This is a genomic window from Brevibacterium sp. UCMA 11752 (assembly GCF_021532235.1).
Classification (GTDB): domain Bacteria; phylum Actinomycetota; class Actinomycetes; order Actinomycetales; family Brevibacteriaceae; genus Brevibacterium; species Brevibacterium antiquum.
Genome location: NZ_JACBOS010000003.1, coordinates 2244572 through 2264120, shown reverse-complemented (window position 1 = coordinate 2264120; position 19549 = coordinate 2244572). Strand labels below are relative to the sequence as shown.

Here is a 19549-nt window from a genome sequence, read left to right as displayed (position 1 = left end):
TAGCTCACGAATGCCGCACTCGATTGATCCAGGGAGAGTCCTGGATTTCGTCTGAGGAGGTGTTTCGAGGCGCTGAGTGCCCAGGGCAATGTGCCCTGGGGCTTTATTTGACTACGGTGCCGATCTTGTCGCCGACAATCGCCTTGCGCAGATTGCCTTCGCCTTCCATGCCGAAGACGTGCATCGGCAGCTTGTTGTCCATGCAGAGGGAGAATGCGGTTGCGTCAACGACCTTGAGGCCCTTCTGCAGCGCCTCCTGGTAGGTGATCTCGCTGATCTTCTCTGCTGTGGGGTCGATGTTCGGGTCGGCGGTGTAGACGCCGTCGACGCCGTTCTTGGCGATGAGGACTTCGTCGGCGTGGATTTCCAGGGCACGCTGCGCGGCAACGGTGTCGGTGGAGAAGTACGGCAGTCCGGCTCCGGCGCCGAAGATGACCACCCTGTTCTTCTCCATGTGGCGCATGGCCCGGCGCGGAATGTAGGACTCGGCGACCTGGGACATGGGGATCGCAGTCTGAACCCGGGTATCGACGCCTGTCTGTTCGAGGAAGTCCTGCAGTGCCAGACAGTTCATCACGGTGCCGAGCATGCCCATGTAGTCGGCGCGCGTGCGGTCCATGCCCCGCTGGGACAGCTCTGCTCCGCGGAAGAAGTTTCCGCCGCCGACGACGATGCTGACTTCCACCTCGTCGACGGTGGGGGCGACTTCTCTGGCGACAGCGGCGACGACATCGGGATCGACTCCGATCTTTCCTCCGCCGAACACCTCGCCCGAGAGCTTGAGGAGCACACGGCGGCGATGGGTGCGGACCGGTCTGCTGGCGTAGCTGGATTCGTGAACCGGGGTGGATGTCATTTAGTCCTTCTTCCGTCTGGGCAGGTAGGAGCCCGGATGAGTCGTCGGTGTCAGTGTAGCGAAAACGGGGCCGGACCGAATGGTCCGACCCCGTCAGCCGCTTATGAGTTCACTCTCAAGCGAGACGACTGTTGGGCGGGTCGGAAAGCGACTCGCTCAACGGTCAATGGTGTTTCAGGCTCCGACGCGGAAACGCAGGAATCCGGTGGCCTTGACGCCGGCAGCTTCGAGGACCTTGCTCACGGACTGCTTGGGATCCTTGGCGAATCCCTGGTCGAGCAGGCAGTTCTCCTTGAAGAAGCCGTTGACGCGGCCTTCGATGATCTTGGGCAGAGCCTTCTCAGGCTTGCCTTCGTTCTTCGCGGTGTCCTCAGCGATGCGACGTTCGTTCTCCACGAGGTCAGCAGGGACCTCGTCACGGGAGAAGTACTTCGGGCTCATCGCTGCGATGTGCACGGCGACGTCGTGTGCGACAGTTGCGTCGTCACCTTCGTATGCCAGCAGGACGCCCACCTGAGGGGGCAGGTCCTTGTTCGTGCGGTGCAGGTAGGACTCGACGTTTGCGCCTTCGAGACGTCCGACGCGACGAAGGGCAACCTTCTCGCCCAGGGTCGCACCGCTTTCGGTGATGAACTCCGAGACGGGCTTGCCGTCCTTCGTGGACTCGAGGACAGCCTCGGCCGAATCAGCGTTTTCGGCAACGGCCAGGGCCAGAACTTCGTCGGCGAGTGCAACGAAGGGATCGGACTTCGCAACGAAGTCGGTCTCCGAGTTGAGCTCGATCATCGTTCCGACGCCGCCGTCGATCTGTGTGGCCACGAGGCCGTCGGAGGTGGAGCGACCTTCACGCTTGGTGGCGCCCTTGAGGCCCTTCACACGGAGGAACTCGATGGCCTTCGACTGATCGCCGTCAGCTTCGTCAAGAGCCTTCTTGACATCCATCATTCCGGCGCCGGTCTTCTCGCGCAACGCCTTGATATCAGCGGCAGTGTAGTTTGCCATTCTTTCTCCTAAAAGTTGGTGGAGTTAAAGGAAATCAGGACTCTGTGGACTCGGTGGAGTCTGCAGCAGCTTCTGCGGCAGGTGCTTCGGTCGCCTTGTCAGCGGCCTCAGCAGCGGCCTCAACTGGAGGCTCGTCGGTCGCCTCTTCAGCCGCAGCAGCGGCGTCAGCGGCCGGCTTCTCAGCAGCGTCTGCAGCTGGAGCGGCAGCTTCCTCAGAGGCAGGAGCGTTGCCCTCGAGCAGTTCGCGTTCCCACTCAGGCATCGGTTCGACGGCGGAGACGTTCTTCTCTCCGCTGTCGTCGTCCGAGGAGTGGCGGGCGATGAGGCCCTCTGCAACTGCGTCGGCGATCACGCGGGTCAGCAGGGACACCGAGCGGATGGCGTCGTCGTTGCCCGGGATCGGGTAGTTGACGTCGTCAGGGTCGCAGTTGGTGTCGAGGATCGCGATGACCGGGATGCCCAGCTTGCGTGCTTCGTCGACAGCAAGGTGTTCCTTCTTGGTGTCAACGATCCAGACAGCCGAAGGGGTCCGCTGCATGTCGCGGATACCGCCGAGGGTCTTTTCCAGCTTGTCCTTCTCGCGACGGAGAATGAGCAGTTCCTTCTTGGTGTGCGAAGAACCTGCAACGTCGTCGAAGTCGATCTCTTCGAGTTCCTTCAGGCGGCGCAGGCGCAGCGAGATGGTCTGGAAGTTGGTGAGCATACCGCCGAGCCAACGCTGGTTGACGTAGGGCTGCCCCACGCGCTTGGCCTGTTCGGCGATCGATTCCTGTGCCTGCTTCTTGGTGCCGACGAAGAGGATCGAGCCACCGTGGGTCACGGTTTCCTTGACGAATTCGAATGCAGAGTCGATGTAGCCCAGCGACTTCTGCAGGTCGATGATGTAGATGCCGTTGCGCTCGGTGAAGATGAAACGCTTCATCTTCGGGTTCCAACGACGGGTCTGGTGTCCAAAGTGAACGCCGCTGTCGAGCAGCTGGCGGATGGTGACGACGGCCATGCCGACGCCCTCCTTTCTCTTGCGCCCGAAGGCGCTTTTACGTCAGTGCTGTCCGTCGGCTTTGAGCCGTCGGCAACAGTGACCTTTTCGGTTGATTCCTGGTATTCGGTTCATCCGCCCCACAAATTCGCCCTCGCGGACTATTTGCACCATGGGATGGAGAAGAAATCGAATACGCGTAGTCAGAAGACACGCTTCTGCTGAGGCCATCCTATCCCCGTTGCCCAAGGCTTTTCCAATCGATCCAGCACCCGAGGAATGGGCTGCATCACACCCTGGCCGGCATTTGGCCCGCTCTGGACAGGAGATCTCGTTCGACTCATGTCCACTGAGGTGTGGATATCCTGATCCCACCTTGGTTCATCTGCACCGAGGCTGCGCCCGGCCGTTCAGGGTCAGCACCTCCACACCTGTCTGATCAGGCGCTGCGCTTCGCCACTTACTCGTTTTTTCCTGTGCATCGCCACACCACTTGTGTTCGTTTCACCTGTGCACGTCAGCGGGTCGTCCACAGGCGCTGTCCGTGCGCCTGACATCTCGAAGCGACCGGGCTTCCATGGGTCCATGGACTTCTTCGTCGATTCTCCTCACTCCGTCCGCTCCACCTCGGTTCGATCACGGCCGGCATCGTCGCGGCCGGCATCGTCGCGGCCGGCATCGTCGCGGCCGGCATCGTCGCGGCCGGCATCGTCGCGGCCGGCATCGTCGCGGCCGGCATCGTCGTGGCTGCGACCTATTGCTGCAATGGCTCTGATCGTCTTGGCCCTCACCTTCGCCGAGGTGGGGGCACCGGGCCGGACGGCAGCTGCCGAACCAGCGTCCGAGGCTCAACCCACGTGGGTCTCGCCCGTCCCTGCGATGGAGATCACCGAGGCTTTCGATCCGCCCTCAGAGGCATGGTTGGCGGGACATCGCGGCATCGATGTCCTCACGGTCAGTGGTGAACCGGTACGTGCGCCCGCTGCAGGCACCATTCGCTTCCGCGGCTCTGTGGCCGGGACCGCGACCATGAGCATCGAGACGGACTCCGGATACGTCATCTCTTTCCAACCGGCCGAGTCGACGCTGGAGATAGGAGAGGCGTTTCCCGCCGGTGCGGAGATAGCAACAGTTGCCGAAGGCGGTCACTGCGACGAATCGTGCCTGCACATCGGTGCCTGGAAGTCAGCAGGTGTGAAGAAGTACATCGACCCGGCAGGCTTCTTCGGGCAGGAGCAGTCGATCCTCCTGCCGCTGTCACGCAAACCGGCAGAGGAACACACCGGGGGCTCCACGACATCAGGAGCAGGTGCCTGGGGTGGACATCGCAATGGTCGAATCCCCGCCGCTGCAATGTGCGCGTTGAAATCGGCAGCCGGACAGATGCTGCGCTGTGATGCCCAAGCGGCCTTCGACCGGATGTCCCACGCCTATGAAGCCAGATTCTCGACTCCGATCTCCGTCACGGATGCCTACCGTGACTATGACACCCAGGTCATCCTGAAGAGACGCAAGGGTCGGATGGCAGCGACTCCCGGAACCTCGAATCACGGTTGGGCGCTGGCCGTCGACCTAGGAGGCGGAATCAACTCCTTCGGCACCGCCGAACACCAGTGGATGCGTGCCAACGCACCGAAGTTCGGATGGATCCATCCCGGTTGGGCCCGTCAGAGCGGTTCGCTGCCTGAGCCGTGGCACTGGGAATTCCGAAAGTGAAGCCCCCAGCGAGTCAGATCAGGCCCGGGGGTGGGCCTGCCGATAGGTCTCCTGCAGTCGCTGCATCGAAACATGAGTGTAGATCTGCGTGCTGCTCATAGTCGAGTGCCCCAGCAGCTCCTGGATCTGTCGCAGGTCCGCTCCCCCGTCGAGCATGTGCGTAGCCGCCGAGTGCCGCAGCCCGTGCGGGCCGATATCGGGGGCGCTGGGATCGGAGCCGTACCGATGAACGAGTTCTCTGACCTGTCTGGCTCCGATTCGTCCGCCTCTCACACCAAGGAAGAGCGCATCACCGCTGGCGTTCGAGACCAAGGTCTCCCGCAGTGTCAGCCATTGCTGCAATGCCGACTGGGCGGGTTTGCCGAAGGGGACGCGTCGTTCCTTGTTCCCCTTGCCCAGGACAGTGATCATCGAACGCTGATGGTCAACGTCGCTGCGGTTCAGCCCGGTCAGCTCTGATACGCGCACTGCCGTGGCATAGAGCATCTCCAGGATGGCTGCGTCCCTGGCCCACTTAGCTGCGTCAATTGGATCGCTGCTGTCAGCCTCGGTGTGAGCAGCACGCCCCCGGGACACAAGTTCGGCAGCCTGCTGAGGTTTGAGGACGGTGGGAAGACGAGAGTCCTTCTTGGGAGTCCGCAGGCGCGCCGCCGGATTGTTCGTCAGTCCCTGGTGGTTCACGCAGTAGGCGAAGAAGGACTTCACGGCTGCGATCTTCCGGGCCACGGTCGATTTAGCCGCTCCGGCATCGTCGAGGGTGATCAGCCACGAACGCAGATCGTTGAGATCGATGTCGCCCACGCTGGGCTCGGAGGTGCCCGCTCGGGTGCGGGCAGCCGGCGAGTGGGCCGCGTGGTCGAAGAAGTCTGTGACATCTGAGATGTAGGCCCGCGAGGTGTGGGCGGAGACGTCGCGTGATCTCAGGTGGTCGGCATAGCCGGACACCACCTCGGCGATGGTCATGGGAGGGGTCACAGCCCCAGGTTACGCGATCGCCCGGGCCACGCGGTGGACCTTCACTCAGCGGCTCCTTATCGAGGACTCATCTCTTTCTGCTTCGACATCTCATCACTGTCTGCCTCAAAGAGTCATTTCTGTCTGCGCAGTTTGACCCAGCCGGAATCGCGGCGAGCGCTCAGACCGGCGAGTTCGAGGACTGCGAGCGCGGAGAGTGTGTTCGGCACTGTCAGTCCGGCCCGAGCCGCCACGGTTCCGACATCCAGCGCCTTGGTCGCCGAGAGCACATTGAGGCAGATCTTCTCTCGTTCGGCGAGGTCGTCGATCGGATCTGCCGGCGACCGGCCCGGTCCCTCGGAGCGGAGGCGCGGGCCTTCGGACAGGGTGCGCGGGTCTTCGGATGGAAGGCTGCCGTCGTCAAACAGCTTCGGTTGGGCCGCACTGATGAGTTCGATGACGTCTTCGCAGCTGGTCACCAACTCCGCTTCACGGTGCCGGATGAGTCTGTGGGTGCCCGTCGACGACGCCGAATACACGGATCCAGGGAATGCCGCGACTTCACGTGAAAGCTCGAGTGCGTGCCTGGCGGTATTGAGTGCTCCGCTGCGCCAACCGGCCTCGACGATGACGGTGATCTGGGACGAGGCGGCGATCAGACGGTTTCGGAGCAGGAAGCGGTGTCGCATCGGAGTCATCCCGGGAGCGGTTTCGGACACGATCGCTCCACACTCAAGCACTTGGTGGAACAGCTCGGTGTTGGCCGCCGGATAGAACCGGTCGACTCCCCCAGCCATGAAGGCAATCGTGGTGCCGTCGCGGGCGATGGCTGCTCGGTGGGCGGCCGCATCGATCCCGAATGCTCCGCCGGAGACGATGGTCAGGCCCCTCGCTGCCAGATCCCAGGCCAGGTCTGAGGCACATTTGGTGCCGTAGTTGCTGGCCGCTCGTGCTCCGACGATAGCGGCTGCCCGTTGCAGCGCTGCGTTCAGTCGCGCCTTGCCCCTGACCCACAGCCCCAGTGGTGCCGCCGGTCCGAGGTCGCTCAGAGCAATCGGCCATTCGTCGTCGCTGGGGATGACGAGCCGCCCGCCCAGTCTCTGCACTGCCTCGAGGTCACGATATCCCTGCGCATCCTCGCCTCGCACGGCCCACCGATCGAGTGCCTCTCCGAGCTGTCCGCTGCCCGCGACCGCGTTCACGATCGGCGTCAGGCTGTCGGCGGCCTCGGCCGCTGATGATGTTCCTGCTGCCACGGCCCGGATCAGCTTGAGCACTGCTATCGGACCGATCTCGTCAACGAGTCCTGTGAGCAGTCCGTCGCCGGGTTCGCCGATCCTCAGCAGGGCGGCCACAGCCGCTCGAATGTCTCCACTCTCGTCGTCAATAATGTCGTCGTTCTTAATGTCGTCGTTCATGAGTCCTGTGTCCTCAGAGCCAGCGCCGTCGTGATCTTGTCCGGTGTCGGCGCCTTGGCCCCTTCCAAGTCGGCCAGGGTCGTTGCCACCCTCAGCACTCGGTCGTATCCACGCATGGTGATCCTTCCTGTCTCGAGTGCGCGGTCCAGGTCGCGCAGACTGTTCGGACTCAGGGAGAAGTGCTCACGCAGCCAGGCCCCGGGTGCGTTCGAGTTCAGCGTCCACTCACAGTCGACGTATCGGTCAGCCTGTCGCTGCCGGGCGAGTCTGACCCGTGCGGCGACGGCACCGCTGTCCTCCTGTGCCCCACCAAGGCGGATGTCGGCCGGTGAGACTGGGAACAGTTCGAGTTGCAGGTCAACGCGATCCAGCAGAGGACCGGAGAGTCGATTGCGGTAGCGGCGCTTGTCCATCGGAGTGCACCGGCACGTGGAGTCGGCTCCGCGCATTCCAGCTCCACAGGGGCAGGGGTTCGCCGCCATCACCAGTTGGAACGATGCTGGAAGCACCATGGAGCCCCAGGCCCGATGGATGTGAACCTGTCGAGCCTCCATCGGCTGACGCAGTGCTTCGAGTACATCGCGTGAGAACTCGGGAGCTTCGTCCATGAAGAGGACGCCGCGGTGGGCTCTGCTGAGAATTCCGATCGACCCGGGTCTGCGCCCACCGATGAGCGCCGAGGCGGTGCTGCGGTGGTGGGGCGCTTCGAATGGAGGCCGATGATCGAGCCCTTCGCCGCTGTGCAGCTCTCCACGCAGCGAGCGCACCGCCGCCACTTCGACCGCCTGTGGGTCGTCCAATGGTGGCAGTATCCCCGGCAGACACTGGGCCAGCAGCGTCTTCCCGGCTCCCGGTGTGCCTCGCATCAGCAGATTGTGCCCACCGGCCGCCGCGACTTCGAGTCCGAATCGTGCTTCAGCCTGGCCTTGGACTTCGGAGAGGTCGTGGCGTTCGGAAATCTCCGGGTCGACAGTTTCGGCGTCGATGACCGGTGGCAGCATCGGGACGCTGAGGTCTCCGCCGTAGATGTTGATCAGTTCGGCCAGCGAGGCGATGGCTCGGACCCTGGTTCCCCCGAGCAGTGCTGATTCCTGTCGATTGCCCACGGGCACGACGAATCGTTCGAAGCCGGCCTGCAGGCCGCTGTGCAGGCTCGGCAGCACACCGGTGACGGGGCGGATGCGCCCGTCAAGGCCCAGTTCACCGCAGTGGATAATCGATTCAGTGTCGGCTTCGTCGATGACGCCTTGAGCTTTGAGTACGGCCACGGCGATTCCCAGATCGAATCCGGTGCCGATCTTCGGCACCGTGCCTGGAGTGAGGTTGATCGTCAGATGCTGCGTGGCCACGGGTATCCCCAGATAGGCGAGTGCGGCGCGAAGTCGTTTCCGGGATTCGCTCACGGAAGCGTCGGGCAGACCGACGATGTCGATGCCCGGCAGGCCGGCGCTGACGCAGGCTTCGATGGACACGATCTTGCCTGCCAGCCCCCAGAGCGCTACGGCGGAGGCACGTCCGATCACGTTGAGCTTCGCTTCTTCGCTCACGAGTCGACCTGCAGGTTGCGGCGATGTGAGTACTCGGGTTCGGGTTCCATGACGATGCCGAGGGCATCGATGCGGATGGCGGCGAAGAAGTCGCTCTGCCCACGCAGCCAGACTGCCGACAGCATTCTGATCCGCTTCAACTTCGCCCTGGTCACGGCTTCGAGGGGAGATCCGAGGGCGAGCGTTCTGCGGGTCTTCACCTCGACGAAGACGATGGTCTCACCGTCTCGGGCGATGATGTCGATCTCTCCCCGTGGGCATCTGAAGTTGCGTTCGATGATGACCATGCCCTGCCGCTGCAGGAACTCTGCTGCCAGGTCCTCCCCTGTCTGTCCCAGAGCGCGCTGACGCATTCCCGGTGTCGTTGTGCTGCGTCTGCCAGATGTTGGTCCCATGAGTGACAGACCACCACCGGCGATGCAGACGTGACAAGAGCAGACGATCGGCCTGTGGACGGCGCTTCGTCGTCCACAGGCCGATCACGTGCAAGTCGAGGTCCGGTCCACAGACCTAAGCGTGCGAGTGCCTCTCCAGTAGCAGCGCCTCTGGTTGATCAGATCATCACTTCTGGTTGATCAGCTGTTGGCCGCTGGCCGCCGTCAGCCCCTGATCGACGTCGGTGGTTCCAGATCGCTTTTGGCGATCTCCTCGATGTTGACGTCTTTGAAGGTCAGCACATGCACGGTTTTGATGAAACGCGCCGACCGGTAGCTGTCCCACACCCAAGCGTCTCGCAGCGTCAGTTCGAAGTAGACATCTCCGGCGTCGTTGTGGGCCTTGAGATCAACGTGGTTGGCCAAGTAGAAGCGACGTTCGGTCTCGACAACGTAGGCGAAGAGTCCCACGACATCGCGATACTCCTTGTAGAGCTGAAGCTCCAGTTGAGCTTCGTAATCGTCCAGATCATCAGTGCTCATGACGATCCCTCCTTCGCATCGTGCGCCGTTAGCAGGCGGAAGCTTCTCCGGTGGTGAATGCTGGGGCCGAAGTCGGCGATGCCCCGACGGTGTCTGCTGGTTCCGTACCCGACATTCGACTCCCAACCATACTGGGGATGAGCCTCGGCGAGTGCGATCATCGCCTCGTCTCGGTGCACTTTTGCCACAATACTTGCCGCGGCGATGACAGGAACACTGCCGTCACCTTTGATCACGGTCCGCACTTGAGGCAGTTCCAGGTCTGCTGCGGGCCCGAATATCCCCAGGCAGTCGAGCGTGAGTGGAGCTGAAAGCCAGTCATGTTTGCCGTCGAGGAGCACCATCGTCGATGGTGGAAGAACCGCTGAGCCGACGAGAGGCATCAGCATGTCACACAGTGCCCGACGGCCCGCCAGGTTCAGTGCCATGGTCATCCCGAGTTCGTCGAGTTCGCTCGGCGTCGTCGCCCCTACTGCCGTGGCTCGCGCCCACCCGTTGACTCGATCTGTCGCGGTCTGACGCGAAAGCGCGCTCAGCTGCTTCGAATCATGAATGCCCGCAGGCACCTCGGCGCCGGTGAGCTCTCTGAGGTCGAAGAGGGCCACTCCCACGCTGACCGGCCCTGCCAGTGCCCCACGACCGACCTCGTCGATGCCGATGACGAACTCGTAGCCTTCTGCGAGCAGGGCGCGCTCACAGCTGAGGTCGTGCAATCCGATCTGTGCCATCAGCTGCCGGTGATTCCTTCGGAGTCGGGGACGTCGGCGAAGACCGACTCGGGGTTGGACATCCAACTGAAGTGTTTGAAGGGCCAGTTGATGAGGAAGACAGTGCCCACCACGTTGTCCTCGGACACATAGGGCTGCGTGTCGGCGTGGTACCTGGAGTCTGCGGAGTTGCTGCGATTATCACCCATCACCCAATAGTGGCCCTCTGGGACGGTGACCTTGAAGTCCACCTCCGACGGTGCGGTGCCGTCGTCGAGGTATGTCTCATCGATGGGTTCGCCGTTGACGAGGATGCGTCCCTGCGCATCGCAGCACTCGACGGTGTCCCCGCCGACGCCGATGACGCGCTTGATCAGCTGCTGGCCCCCGTCAGCGGGAGCCAGTCCGACGAACTCGAGGAGAGGATTGGGCTCATACTCCGAGATCTCTTCAGGGCTGAGCCAATGGTCGGGGTCGTCGAAGACGATGATGTCGCCGCGGTTGGCCGGCCCGAAATTCGGCGCCAGCTGATTGACAAGGACCCTGTCATCAATCTGCAGAGTCTCCATCATCGATCCCGAAGGGATGTAGAACGAGCGGACGACCCAGGTCTTGAGTGCGGTGGAGATGAGGATCGCGACGACAATGATCGCTGCGGTCTCGAGCAGGCCACGGAGGAATCTCTTCGAGGGTGAAGGTGGGGAAGCTTCTGATTCGGTTGACATTCGTTCGCTTTCGCATCGGACCACAGGTTCCGCAATGGGACTGAAATGAGCGTACCAGCACCCCGCCGCGGCATCTTTCAGGCGGCGATCATCTCAGTCGACCGAGGAACCATGCTCGATCACGGGCCCGATGACACGGTCGAGCGGAATGAATCCGCCTCCTGGCTTGCCCATCAGTGCCCGCGAGTCTGCAGAATTGTTCCGGTTGTCCCCCATCACCCACATGGTGTCGGCAGGGATTTCGATCGAGAATTCAGTGGATGAGGCCGGGTGCGGCGCGTAGTCCTCCTCCAGGGGTTCGTCGTTGAGCAGCAGCCGCCCCTGCGCATCGCAGCATTGGAGTGTGTCACCGCCGAGAGCGATGACGCGTTTGACGTAGTAGACGTCTCGGTTCCCGAGCCCAACCCATGACCCCACCTTCTGCAGCGGGGTCGGCAGAGCATCGTCGACGAAGGAGCCACGGCCGTCGAAGACGACGATGTCTCCGCGTTGGATGTCTGAACTCAGCGCATCGGGACGCCACACGGTGATGTCATCGCCGACGTCGAGAGTCGGCTCCATCGATTCGCTGGGGATCGTGAACCGCTGGATGAGGAACCCGCGAACCGATCCGCCGATGACGATGATGAGAATCGCGATGACAGCCACGATCTTCCAGAGGCGGCCCGAATAAAGAAAACGCGACCCGAAGGTCGCGTTCTCTTGGTTATTCGGCACGGCGTGATCATTACCCACAGTGCCAGGCAATAATCAGGCCTTTTCGCGGATGCGTGCAGCCTTGCCGCGCAGTTCGCGCAGGTAGTACAGCTTGGCGCGACGAACGTCACCGCGGGCGAGGACTTCGAGCTTCTCGACGATGGGCGAGTGCACTGGGAAGGTGCGCTCGACTCCGACGCCGAAGCTGATCTTACGAGCGGTGAAGGTCTCGCGGATTCCGTCGCCCTGGCGACGGATGACGATTCCCTTGAACACCTGGATACGCGAACGCGATCCTTCGATCACGCGCACGTGAACGTTGAGGGTGTCGCCTGGGCGGAACTCAGGAACGTCAGACTTCAACGAGGCTGCATCAACAACATCAAGCTTCTGCATTGTGTTTCTCCATGTGTCCCCAGCTTCAGGTCGAGGACACGCATATCGGACCGGTTCAACCGGTGATTGGATCGTCTGTCGGGATCACTCCCCGAAATTCTCCGATGCTGGCATCTGAGAACGGTCTTGGGCATCCATCCCCCTGAAGCAGGTGAATGCCAACAAACGCGACGACCTATTCTTTCACGGAATCGTCCCCGGACTCAAACCGTTCCAGAACGGCGCGATCCTGCTTGTCGAGACCGTTGAGTTCAGCCAGCAGATCCGGCCTGACTTCGGCTGTGCGTTCGAGCCTGCGGTCCCTGCGCCACCGTGCGATCGCACCGTGGTTTCCGCTGAGCAGGATCTCGGGCACGTCCCGGTCTCTCCAGCTGGCCGGCTTCGTGTAGATCGGGTATTCGAGGAGCCCGTCCTCATGGCTTTCCTCTGTCAGTGACTCGGGGTTGCCGATGACTCCGGGGATGAGGCGGCTGACTGCCTCGATCATCACCATCGAGGCGACCTCTCCCCCGTTGAGCACATAGTCTCCGATGCTCATGGGGCGAAGATCGAAATGTTCGGCCGACCAGTCGATGACTCGCTGGTCGATCCCCTCATACCGTCCGCACGCGAACACGAGGTGGTCGGCGTCGGAGAGTTCCTCTGCGATGCGCTGGTTGAACACGGGGCCGGCAGGGCTGGGCACGATGAGGATCGGCTTGCCTGCTGCGGCAGGTTCCTTGTCGCCGGTGTCTGCACCGTCCGTTTGCTCGACGCTGGTTGTCCCAAGAGAATCCCCGCCGAGGATGTGCTCGAGTGCCAGCGCCCACGGCTCGGCCTTCATCACCATTCCGGCGCCCCCACCGTACGGTGAGTCGTCGACGGTGTTGTGCCGGTCGAAGGTGAAGTCACGCAGGTCGTGCACGTTCAGGTCGAGCACCCCCTGATCCACGGCCTTGCCGATGAGGGAGAGCTGAAGCCCGGCGAGATACTCCGGGAAGATGGAGACGACGTCGATCTTCATGGCTGGACTCACGAGGCGTCGAAGAGACCAGCCGGAGGCGTGACTCTGACCCATCCGCCTTCAACGTCGACCTCGGGGACGATCTCAGTGACGAAGGGAATGAGCGCCTGGTGTCCGTCGATGTGCTTCATGTGGAGCAGATCCTGGGCGGTGCCGTTGGTCACGTCGACGATCTCCCCGACCTGTGTCTCACCCTCGAGGACACGAAGCCCGATGAGGTCTTCGAGGTACCAGGCGTCATCCTCGACCTCGTCCTCGACCTGATCACTGAGGATGAGGGTGTTTCGGATCTCCTCTGCCCGATTCCGATCGGGGACTTCATCGAAACTCAGCAGCAGACGGTCCCGGTGCCACCTCGCCGAGGTCAGAGTCAGCTCACCGATATCGGGATCGGTGGAGTAGGTCTGACCGGGGACGAATCGCTCATCCGGCCGGTCGGTGCGCACCTCGACGGTGAATTCGCCTTTGATGCCGTGCGGTTTGCCCAACCGGGCGATCACCGTGTCCATACTGCTCCTCGTGTTCATGAAAGCGCTCGTTCATGAAAGCGCTCAGATTCGTGCGTGTGAAGATCTGTGTGAAGGCGCGAGTGACCGTAACGATGTGGGTCCGCATTCACTTCCAGCACACAGTTTAGTCCGCTGGGTTCGACATATCTGCGCCGCATCGGGATTGCAACGACCGTCGTCACCGACAGCAGTGCGGTGACTAGCCAACTGAAGTGCGGTGACTAGCCGACAGCAGTCCGGTGAATACAGGAAAGGGGGACGCGGCGATGACACGCCGCGTCCCCCTTTCCCGATGAAGGTGTTACGCCTCGATGAGGTCCACTCGCACCGACTCGCGGCCGGCAAGAGAGTTGATCACGGTGCGCAGAGCCTTTGCGGTTCTCCCCGCGCGACCGATGACACGACCGAGGTCTTCCGGGTGAACCCGAACCTCGAGCGTGGTCCCGCGCTGTGACGAGCGGGATCGAACAGCAACATCGTCTGGATGATCGACGATGCCGCGGACCAGGTGTTCGAGCGAATCAGCCAACATGTCAGGCTTCAGCGCTCTCTTCGGAAGCAGCAGGTGCTTCCGCAGCCTTGTCCGAACCCTTAGGAGTGATGGCCTCCTTGATCACCGATCCGGCAGTGGGAGCCACGTAGGCTTCCTTCTCCGGCTGTGGCTTCACAGTGTTCACTGCTTCGCCGATGCCGGTGTGCTTCTGCCAGTCTCCGGTGAGCTTGAGCAGGGTGCGAACCTGATCGGTCGGCTGAGCACCGACGGAGAGCCAGTGCTGCGCACGCTCCGAATCGATCTCGATGACCGAAGGGTTGCGTGTCGGGTGGTAGATGCCGATCTGTTCGATGGCCTTACCATCGCGACGTGTGCGCGAATCGGCCACGACGACGCGGTAGAACGGTGCACGGATTTTGCCCATGCGGGTCAAGCGAATTTTGACTGCCACTTTAGTGGTGTCTCCTTTTGTGTTTTTGTTGCACAGAGGTTCCAGAAGAATCGTGGGGTTGACCTGTTGGAGTCTGTGACCTGGACTATCACTTCGACGTGGAAGAGAGGGCCCACATCGGAAGCAAAAGTACAAGACTCAATTGTGCCAGAAAGCCCTATTACTTTCCACCTGGGAACATCCCGCCGAAGCCCTTCGGCAGATTCTTCATATCGAAGTCTTCGTCACCGTCGAGATCGACGCCTCCGAAGGCCGAGCCGACCGGATCCTTCGTCTTGCCGGACTTCTTGTCCTCAAGCGCCTGAGCCTGCTGGGCACGCTTGGCGGGGTTGCCCGACTGGCCGCCCTTGCGGCCCTTCTTCTTCCCCACAGCCTTCTTCTTGCGATTCGCTCCGCCGCCGGGCATTCCACCCATTCCGGGCATACCACCCATACCCGGCATGCCGCCGCCTCCGCCCATTCCGGGCATACCGCCGCCGCGAGTCATCCCGCGCATCATCTTCTGCGCCTGAGTGAATCGTTCCATCAGCTGGTTGACCGCGGTCACTGTGGTGCCTGCACCCTTGGCGATGCGCGCCCGACGTGATCCGTTGAGGATCTTCGGGTTGGTGCGCTCTGCCGGAGTCATCGACCGAACGATGGCTTCGACGCGGTCGACTTCGCGTTCGTCGAAGTTCTCCAGCTGATCTTTGTACTGGCTCATGCCGGGCATCATGCCCAACATCTTCTTCATCGAGCCCATCTTCTTCAGGCCCGACATCTGCGTCAGGAAGTCGTTGAGGTCGAAGTCTTCACCGGCTTCGACCTTCTTCTGGAGCTTCGCAGTCTCCTTCTCATCGAAGTTCTTCTCGGCCTGCTCGATGAGGGTCATGATGTCGCCCATATCGAGGATTCGGTCAGCCATCCGATCGGGATGGAACTGTTCGAATTCCTTCATCGACTCACCGGTCGACGCGAACATGATCGGCTTGCCGGTCACCTCGGCGACGGACAGCGCGGCACCGCCGCGTGAGTCACCATCGAGCTTCGAGAGCACGACACCCGTGAAGTCGACGCCTTCGAGGAAGGCCTCGGCCGTCTTCACCGCGTCCTGACCGATCATCGCGTCGATGACGAACAGAACCTCATCCGGGTTGACTGCCGAGCGGATGTCGGCAGCCTGCTGCATGAGCTCCTCGTCGATGCCGAGACGACCGGCGGTGTCGACGATGACGACATCGTGGAGCTTCGACTTAGCGACTTCAAGCGAATCGGTGGCCACCTGCACCGGGTCGCCGACGCCGTTGCCGGGCTCTGGTGCGTAGACGAAAGCACCTGCACGCTCTCCGACGATCTCGAGCTGGTTGACCGCGTTCGGACGCTGCAGATCGGCAGCGACGAGCATCGGACGGTGACCTTCGGACTTCAGCCAATAGGCGAGCTTACCGGCCAGAGTGGTCTTACCCGCACCCTGCAGGCCGGCGAGCATGATGACCGTGGGCGGGCGCTTCGCGTAGTTCAGGCGACGGGTCTCCCCGCCGAGGATGCCGACCAGTTCATCGTTGACGACCTTGACGACCTGCTGGCCCGGGTTCAGCGCGCCCGAGACCTCTTCGGACAGCGCCCGCTCGCGAATGCGTCCGGTGAATGCACGAACGACGGGCAGGGCGACGTCGGCGTCCAGGAGGGCGCGACGGATCTCGCGGATGGTGCCATCCACATCGGCTTCGGACAGCCGGCCCTTGCCGCGCAGGTTCTTGAACGTCGCGGTGAGCCTGTCGGAGAGAGAATTAAACACGTACAAGCCTTCTTCACGATAATTGGTCGACTCCCTAGCCTAACAACTCACCGGTGTCCGACTGAAACCGAGAAAGCTGGGAAAGCGCCCACAACCCCCTCAGCCCGGACCCTGTCGATGGGCCTTGAATGACCGATCGCCTCGGTGGGGTGGCTGCTTCCACCCCACCGAGGCGATCGGTGAGTACGCTCACGCACTCCCCCTCACCGAGGCGGCCGGTGAGACCGACCGGCCCCCTGGCGGGAGATTTCGGGATTCAGCGGAACGAGTAGGCCTGCTCCGCGTGTTCGAAGGCATCGATGCCCGACAGCTCGTCTCTGGGGTCGATGCGCAGCCCCATGGTCTTGCGCAGGACGAGGGCGATCACCAAGGTCACGCCTCCGGCGTAGATCAGGGCCACGATCGTGGCCACGATCTGCGATACGAGGAGCCCGAGTCCTCCACCGTAGAAGAGGCCGGCGGCCGAGTCTGCGCTCGGGACCGCGAAGAGTCCGATCATCACAGTGCCGATGACACCGGCGACGAGGTGGACGCCGACGACGTCGAGAGCATCGTCGTAGCGGAGGCGGTTCTTCGCCTCCACAGCGAGCACAGCTCCTGCGCCTGCCGCGATTCCGATGATGATCGCCGCATACGGTTCGACGTTCGCACAGGCGGGGGTGATAGCCACGAGACCGGCGATCGCGCCGGAGACGCTGCCGATGCTGCTGGGGCGAGTCGCCCGTATCCGCTCGATCGCGATCCAGGTGATCATTCCGGCGGCAGGGGCGGCCAGGGTGTTGACCCAGATCAGTCCGGCCTGCTCGATCGTCGAGGCGGCTCCACCGTTGAATCCGAACCAGCCGAACCACAGCAGCGCGGCACCGAGAACGGTGATCGGAATGTTGTGTGGTTTGTGCGGTGTCGAATAGCGGGCCCGACGACCCATGACGACGACGAGCACGAGGGCGGAGATTCCGGCGTTGATATGCACGACCGTTCCGCCGGCGAAGTCGATCGCGGGCCCGAAGGCGCTGCCGATCACACCTGACTCGCTGAGCAGTCCGTCGCCCCAGACCATGAAGGCCAGAGGGCAGTACACCAAGGCGACCCATAGTCCGGCGAAGACCAGCCAGGTGGAGAACTTCGCTCGATCAGCGACGGCACCGGCGATGAGTGCGATCGCAATCATCGCGAAGGTCGAGCCGTAGCCGATCGAGATGAGGGCTTCGGGTTCGTTGGCGACTGCGTCGGCGAGGCCGATCTGGGACAGCGGATTGCCGAAGATCCCCAGCACGGAATCCCCGGAGCTCAGTCCGTATCCGAAGAGGACCCAGACGAGTCCGCCCATCGCCATTGCCGAGAACACCATCATCATCATGTTGATGCTCGAGGTGATTCGGGTCATGCCGCCGTAGAAGAAGGCCACACCAGGGGTCATAAGCAGGACCAGACCGGCCGCGACCATCATCCAAACATTCACTGCGTCGAGTTCCATGTCGTCTCTTTCACGTCTCTGTCGGCTCCGTTTAGAACCGAACAGTGACAGTGTCCATGACAGTTGTCACACCAGTGAGTCGATCATGTTTCCAGCATGTGACACAGGTGCTCTCACGCTGAAGATTACGGTCAGTCGAGCAGTGCGTCGACGAATCCTTCGGCCGTGAACGGCGCCAGATCGTCGGCACCCTCACCGAGACCGACGAGCTTGACCGGAACCCCGAGCTCACGCTGGACGGCCACGACGATTCCGCCCTTGGCGGTGCCGTCGAGTTTGGTCAGCACGATGCCGGTGATGTTGACCGCCTCGGCGAAGACCTTGGCCTGCTGCATTCCGTTCTGCCCCGTCGTGGCGTCGAGGACGAGGAGCACCTCGTCGATCTCGTGTCCTTCGCCCAGAGGGCGTGTGGCCACACGCTTGACCTTGCCGAGTTCGTCCATCAGGCCGATCTTGTTCTGCAGACGTCCGGCCGTATCGATGAGCACGACGTCGGTGCCGTCTTCCTTGCCGCGTTCGACGGCGGAGTAGGCCACGGAGGCGGGGTCGGCCCCCTCCTCGCCGCGGACGGTCTCCACGCCGACGCGACCGCCCCAGGTGGACAGCTGTTCGGCGGCCGCGGCACGGAACGTATCGGCAGCACCCAGCAGCACGCTCTGTTCTTCGGCGACGAGCACACGGGCGATCTTGCCCACGGTCGTCGTCTTGCCGGCACCGTTGACTCCGACGACGAGCATCACGGCTGGGTCACCGTCGGTGCCCGCGGTGGCAAGCTCACGATCCATGGAGGGATCGACGAGCTTGATGAGTTCTTCCCGAAGCAGTCCCCTGACCTCTTCCGGTTCACGGGTACCGAGGACCTTGACGCGTTCGCGCAGTCTGTCGACGAGTTCGGTGGTCGGGTCGACTCCGACATCGGCGAGGATGAGGGTGTCTTCGATCTCTTCCCAGGTCGATTCGTCGAGGTTGTCCCGCGAGAGCAGGCTGAGTAGCCCGCGGCCCAGTCCGGAATTGGACTTCGCGAGGCGTTCGCGCAGACGAACGAGTCGGTTCCCTGGTTCGGTGGGAACCTCAGATCCGCGTGTGGCAGCCTTCTCCTTGGCGACCGCCTCGGAGATGTCATCGATCCCCCGTTCGCCGGTGACATCGGCGTCGATGCTGCGTTCATCGCGCAGCCCCTTCTTCTTGGCGTTGACGCGCAGGGTGATGCCCAGCCCGACGACCAGAATGAAGACGATGGCTGCGACGATGAGCAATATGATCGGCTGATCCATTGACGTACGTCCTCCTTTGATTACCTTCCCTGGCCCCACGTTCTCGCGCGGTGACCGCCGGTCAGGGGTGCTGAGCCGGCCGTGTTGCACGCATCGGCTCGAGGCCGTTGTGCGTTGCGGTGGCCCGCACCCCAGCGCCCCGCTGTCTCGGGGCGCGTGTGATGATGTCGTGTGGTCCGGTCAGGAACCTCGGCTGCCGAAGAGCAGGCCGGCTGTGGTTCTCCACCCTGTGCCGGACTCAGGGATCTTCCAATGACGGGTGCGCGGCCTCACCGTCAGCAGTGAGGGTGCGGCGTGACGGCGCGGCTGGGGCCGCAGGACATAGGAGTGGTCCCGGATCGCGGTGACCGCGGCCTGTTCGCGAGTCGCGAGGTGGGAGGTGCCGTCGTCATGACCGAAGAATTCGTGGACCTCGTCGTCGTACCCGGTCCATTGCCCCGGCAGTCGAAACCGCTGCACATCGGATGAGTACTTCAGGCGACCCTCAGCTCTCAGGCCCGGCAGTGCGACGAGGAGCACGACGATGAGGGCCAGCGCGAACGATACGGCGAGTCCGACGATGACGACGAGTACTGCATTCATGCTCGCGAGTCACCTCGTGATTCAGCCGACTCGGCCATGGACGTCCCGCTCCTCAAGCTTTTCGACAATG

At 62.6% G+C, this 19549-nt stretch carries 22 protein-coding genes; 1 reads left to right on the top strand and 21 read right to left on the bottom strand.

The features are described 5' to 3' along the window. Nucleotides 1-103: 103 nt before the first annotated feature. From pyrH to HU144_RS10150, 4 genes are all read right to left on the bottom strand, one after another. Nucleotides 104-856 (bottom strand): UMP kinase, encoded by a 753-nt coding sequence (gene pyrH / locus HU144_RS10165; protein ID WP_143922504.1) that lies wholly within the window; start codon nt 854-856, stop codon nt 104-106. Between the two features lie 174 nt (nt 857-1030). Continuing rightward, the gene (gene tsf, locus HU144_RS10160) at nt 1031-1858 is read right to left on the bottom strand and encodes a translation elongation factor Ts (protein WP_198397081.1); all 828 of its coding nucleotides are present in this window, start codon (nt 1856-1858) and stop codon (nt 1031-1033) included. 34 nt (nt 1859-1892) lie between these two features. After that, nucleotides 1893-2858: a 30S ribosomal protein S2 gene (rpsB, locus tag HU144_RS10155; RefSeq protein WP_198397080.1), complete on the bottom strand. Its 966-nt coding sequence runs from the start codon at nt 2856-2858 to the stop codon at nt 1893-1895. 587 nt (nt 2859-3445) lie between these two features. Then, the gene (locus HU144_RS10150) at nt 3446-3628 is read right to left on the bottom strand and encodes a hypothetical protein (protein WP_235351247.1); all 183 of its coding nucleotides are present in this window, start codon (nt 3626-3628) and stop codon (nt 3446-3448) included. On the opposite strand from HU144_RS10150, the gene HU144_RS10145 reads away from it, so the two are divergent. After that, on the top strand, nt 3603-4553 hold the full coding sequence (locus HU144_RS10145; RefSeq protein WP_235351246.1) for a D-alanyl-D-alanine carboxypeptidase family protein: 951 nt from the start codon (nt 3603-3605) through the stop codon (nt 4551-4553). The genes HU144_RS10150 and HU144_RS10145 overlap by 26 nt on opposite strands. An 18-nt stretch (nt 4554-4571) precedes the next feature. On the opposite strand, the gene HU144_RS10140 is transcribed toward HU144_RS10145, so the two are convergent. From HU144_RS10140 to HU144_RS10060, 17 genes are all read right to left on the bottom strand, one after another. Further along, nucleotides 4572-5528 (bottom strand): tyrosine recombinase XerC, encoded by a 957-nt coding sequence (locus HU144_RS10140; RefSeq protein WP_235351245.1) that lies wholly within the window; start codon nt 5526-5528, stop codon nt 4572-4574. Nucleotides 5529-5641: 113 nt separating this feature from the next. Then, on the bottom strand, nt 5642-6925 hold the full coding sequence (gene dprA / locus HU144_RS10135; protein ID WP_235351244.1) for a DNA-processing protein DprA: 1284 nt from the start codon (nt 6923-6925) through the stop codon (nt 5642-5644). Further along, nucleotides 6922-8472, bottom strand: coding sequence for a YifB family Mg chelatase-like AAA ATPase (locus HU144_RS10130; RefSeq protein WP_235351243.1), 1551 nt, complete (start codon nt 8470-8472; stop codon nt 6922-6924). Before HU144_RS10130 ends, dprA begins: the two co-directional genes overlap by 4 nt. After that, on the bottom strand, nt 8469-8867 hold the full coding sequence (locus HU144_RS10125) for a YraN family protein (protein WP_235351242.1): 399 nt from the start codon (nt 8865-8867) through the stop codon (nt 8469-8471). The genes HU144_RS10130 and HU144_RS10125 overlap by 4 nt, the downstream gene beginning before the upstream one ends. Before the next feature lie 204 nt (nt 8868-9071). Then, nucleotides 9072-9389 carry a DUF2469 domain-containing protein gene (locus HU144_RS10120; protein WP_092107263.1) on the bottom strand — a complete coding sequence of 106 codons (318 nt, stop codon included), beginning with the start codon at nt 9387-9389 and terminating at the stop codon, nt 9072-9074. Next, nucleotides 9386-10117, bottom strand: a complete 732-nt coding sequence (locus tag HU144_RS10115; RefSeq protein ID WP_235351241.1) for a ribonuclease HII — start codon at nt 10115-10117, stop codon at nt 9386-9388. The genes HU144_RS10120 and HU144_RS10115 overlap by 4 nt, the downstream gene beginning before the upstream one ends. Next, entirely contained in the window at nt 10117-10821 is a 705-nt protein-coding gene (gene lepB / locus HU144_RS10110) for a signal peptidase I (RefSeq protein ID WP_235351240.1), read from the bottom strand. The genes HU144_RS10115 and lepB (HU144_RS10110) overlap by 1 nt, the downstream gene beginning before the upstream one ends. Nucleotides 10822-10914: 93 nt before the next feature. Next, nucleotides 10915-11538: a signal peptidase I gene (gene lepB, locus HU144_RS10105; protein ID WP_235351239.1), complete on the bottom strand. Its 624-nt coding sequence runs from the start codon at nt 11536-11538 to the stop codon at nt 10915-10917. 33 nt (nt 11539-11571) lie between these two features. Beyond that, nucleotides 11572-11913 carry a 50S ribosomal protein L19 gene (gene rplS, locus HU144_RS10100; RefSeq protein WP_143922493.1) on the bottom strand — a complete coding sequence of 114 codons (342 nt, stop codon included), beginning with the start codon at nt 11911-11913 and terminating at the stop codon, nt 11572-11574. Nucleotides 11914-12088: 175 nt separating this feature from the next. After that, nucleotides 12089-12916, bottom strand: a complete 828-nt coding sequence (gene trmD / locus HU144_RS10095; protein WP_235351238.1) for a tRNA (guanosine(37)-N1)-methyltransferase TrmD — start codon at nt 12914-12916, stop codon at nt 12089-12091. 8 nt (nt 12917-12924) lie between these two features. After that, nucleotides 12925-13425: a ribosome maturation factor RimM gene (gene rimM, locus HU144_RS10090; protein WP_143922491.1), complete on the bottom strand. Its 501-nt coding sequence runs from the start codon at nt 13423-13425 to the stop codon at nt 12925-12927. Between the two features lie 301 nt (nt 13426-13726). After that, nucleotides 13727-13957 carry an RNA-binding protein gene (locus tag HU144_RS10085; RefSeq protein WP_009885102.1) on the bottom strand — a complete coding sequence of 77 codons (231 nt, stop codon included), beginning with the start codon at nt 13955-13957 and terminating at the stop codon, nt 13727-13729. Nucleotide 13958: 1 nt separating this feature from the next. Then, nucleotides 13959-14369 (bottom strand): 30S ribosomal protein S16, encoded by a 411-nt coding sequence (gene rpsP / locus HU144_RS10080; RefSeq protein WP_235351237.1) that lies wholly within the window; start codon nt 14367-14369, stop codon nt 13959-13961. A gap of 160 nt (nt 14370-14529) precedes the next feature. Then, entirely contained in the window at nt 14530-16146 is a 1617-nt protein-coding gene (gene ffh / locus HU144_RS10075) for a signal recognition particle protein (RefSeq protein ID WP_198397071.1), read from the bottom strand. 256 nt (nt 16147-16402) lie between these two features. Further along, on the bottom strand, nt 16403-17623 hold the full coding sequence (locus HU144_RS10070; protein ID WP_204232472.1) for an ammonium transporter: 1221 nt from the start codon (nt 17621-17623) through the stop codon (nt 16403-16405). Nucleotides 17624-17754: 131 nt separating this feature from the next. Next, nucleotides 17755-18897: a signal recognition particle-docking protein FtsY gene (ftsY, locus tag HU144_RS10065; protein ID WP_235351236.1), complete on the bottom strand. Its 1143-nt coding sequence runs from the start codon at nt 18895-18897 to the stop codon at nt 17755-17757. Nucleotides 18898-19077: 180 nt separating this feature from the next. Next, nucleotides 19078-19479, bottom strand: coding sequence for a hypothetical protein (locus tag HU144_RS10060; protein ID WP_009885107.1), 402 nt, complete (start codon nt 19477-19479; stop codon nt 19078-19080). Between the last annotated feature and the right edge of the window lie 70 nt (nt 19480-19549).

What these genes read in the sequence shown, in the direction of transcription:
- pyrH (WP_143922504.1), bottom strand. Translation starts at nt 856, where the DNA reads ATGACATCCACCCCGGTTCACGAATCCAGCTACGCCAGCAGACCGGTC.
- tsf (WP_198397081.1), bottom strand. Translation starts at nt 1,858, where the DNA reads ATGGCAAACTACACTGCCGCTGATATCAAGGCGTTGCGCGAGAAGACC.
- rpsB (WP_198397080.1), bottom strand. Translation starts at nt 2,858, where the DNA reads ATGGCCGTCGTCACCATCCGCCAGCTGCTCGACAGCGGCGTTCACTTT.
- HU144_RS10145 (WP_235351246.1), top strand. Translation starts at nt 3,603, where the DNA reads ATGGCTCTGATCGTCTTGGCCCTCACCTTCGCCGAGGTGGGGGCACCG.
- dprA (WP_235351244.1), bottom strand. Translation starts at nt 6,925, where the DNA reads ATGAACGACGACATTAAGAACGACGACATTATTGACGACGAGAGTGGA.
- HU144_RS10125 (WP_235351242.1), bottom strand. Translation starts at nt 8,867, where the DNA reads ATGGGACCAACATCTGGCAGACGCAGCACAACGACACCGGGAATGCGT.
- HU144_RS10120 (WP_092107263.1), bottom strand. Translation starts at nt 9,389, where the DNA reads ATGAGCACTGATGATCTGGACGATTACGAAGCTCAACTGGAGCTTCAG.
- HU144_RS10115 (WP_235351241.1), bottom strand. Translation starts at nt 10,117, where the DNA reads ATGGCACAGATCGGATTGCACGACCTCAGCTGTGAGCGCGCCCTGCTC.
- lepB (WP_235351240.1), bottom strand. Translation starts at nt 10,821, where the DNA reads ATGTCAACCGAATCAGAAGCTTCCCCACCTTCACCCTCGAAGAGATTC.
- rplS (WP_143922493.1), bottom strand. Translation starts at nt 11,913, where the DNA reads ATGCAGAAGCTTGATGTTGTTGATGCAGCCTCGTTGAAGTCTGACGTT.
- trmD (WP_235351238.1), bottom strand. Translation starts at nt 12,916, where the DNA reads ATGAAGATCGACGTCGTCTCCATCTTCCCGGAGTATCTCGCCGGGCTT.
- rimM (WP_143922491.1), bottom strand. Translation starts at nt 13,425, where the DNA reads ATGGACACGGTGATCGCCCGGTTGGGCAAACCGCACGGCATCAAAGGC.
- HU144_RS10085 (WP_009885102.1), bottom strand. Translation starts at nt 13,957, where the DNA reads ATGTTGGCTGATTCGCTCGAACACCTGGTCCGCGGCATCGTCGATCAT.
- HU144_RS10070 (WP_204232472.1), bottom strand. Translation starts at nt 17,623, where the DNA reads ATGGAACTCGACGCAGTGAATGTTTGGATGATGGTCGCGGCCGGTCTG.
- ftsY (WP_235351236.1), bottom strand. Translation starts at nt 18,897, where the DNA reads ATGGATCAGCCGATCATATTGCTCATCGTCGCAGCCATCGTCTTCATT.
- HU144_RS10060 (WP_009885107.1), bottom strand. Translation starts at nt 19,479, where the DNA reads ATGAATGCAGTACTCGTCGTCATCGTCGGACTCGCCGTATCGTTCGCG.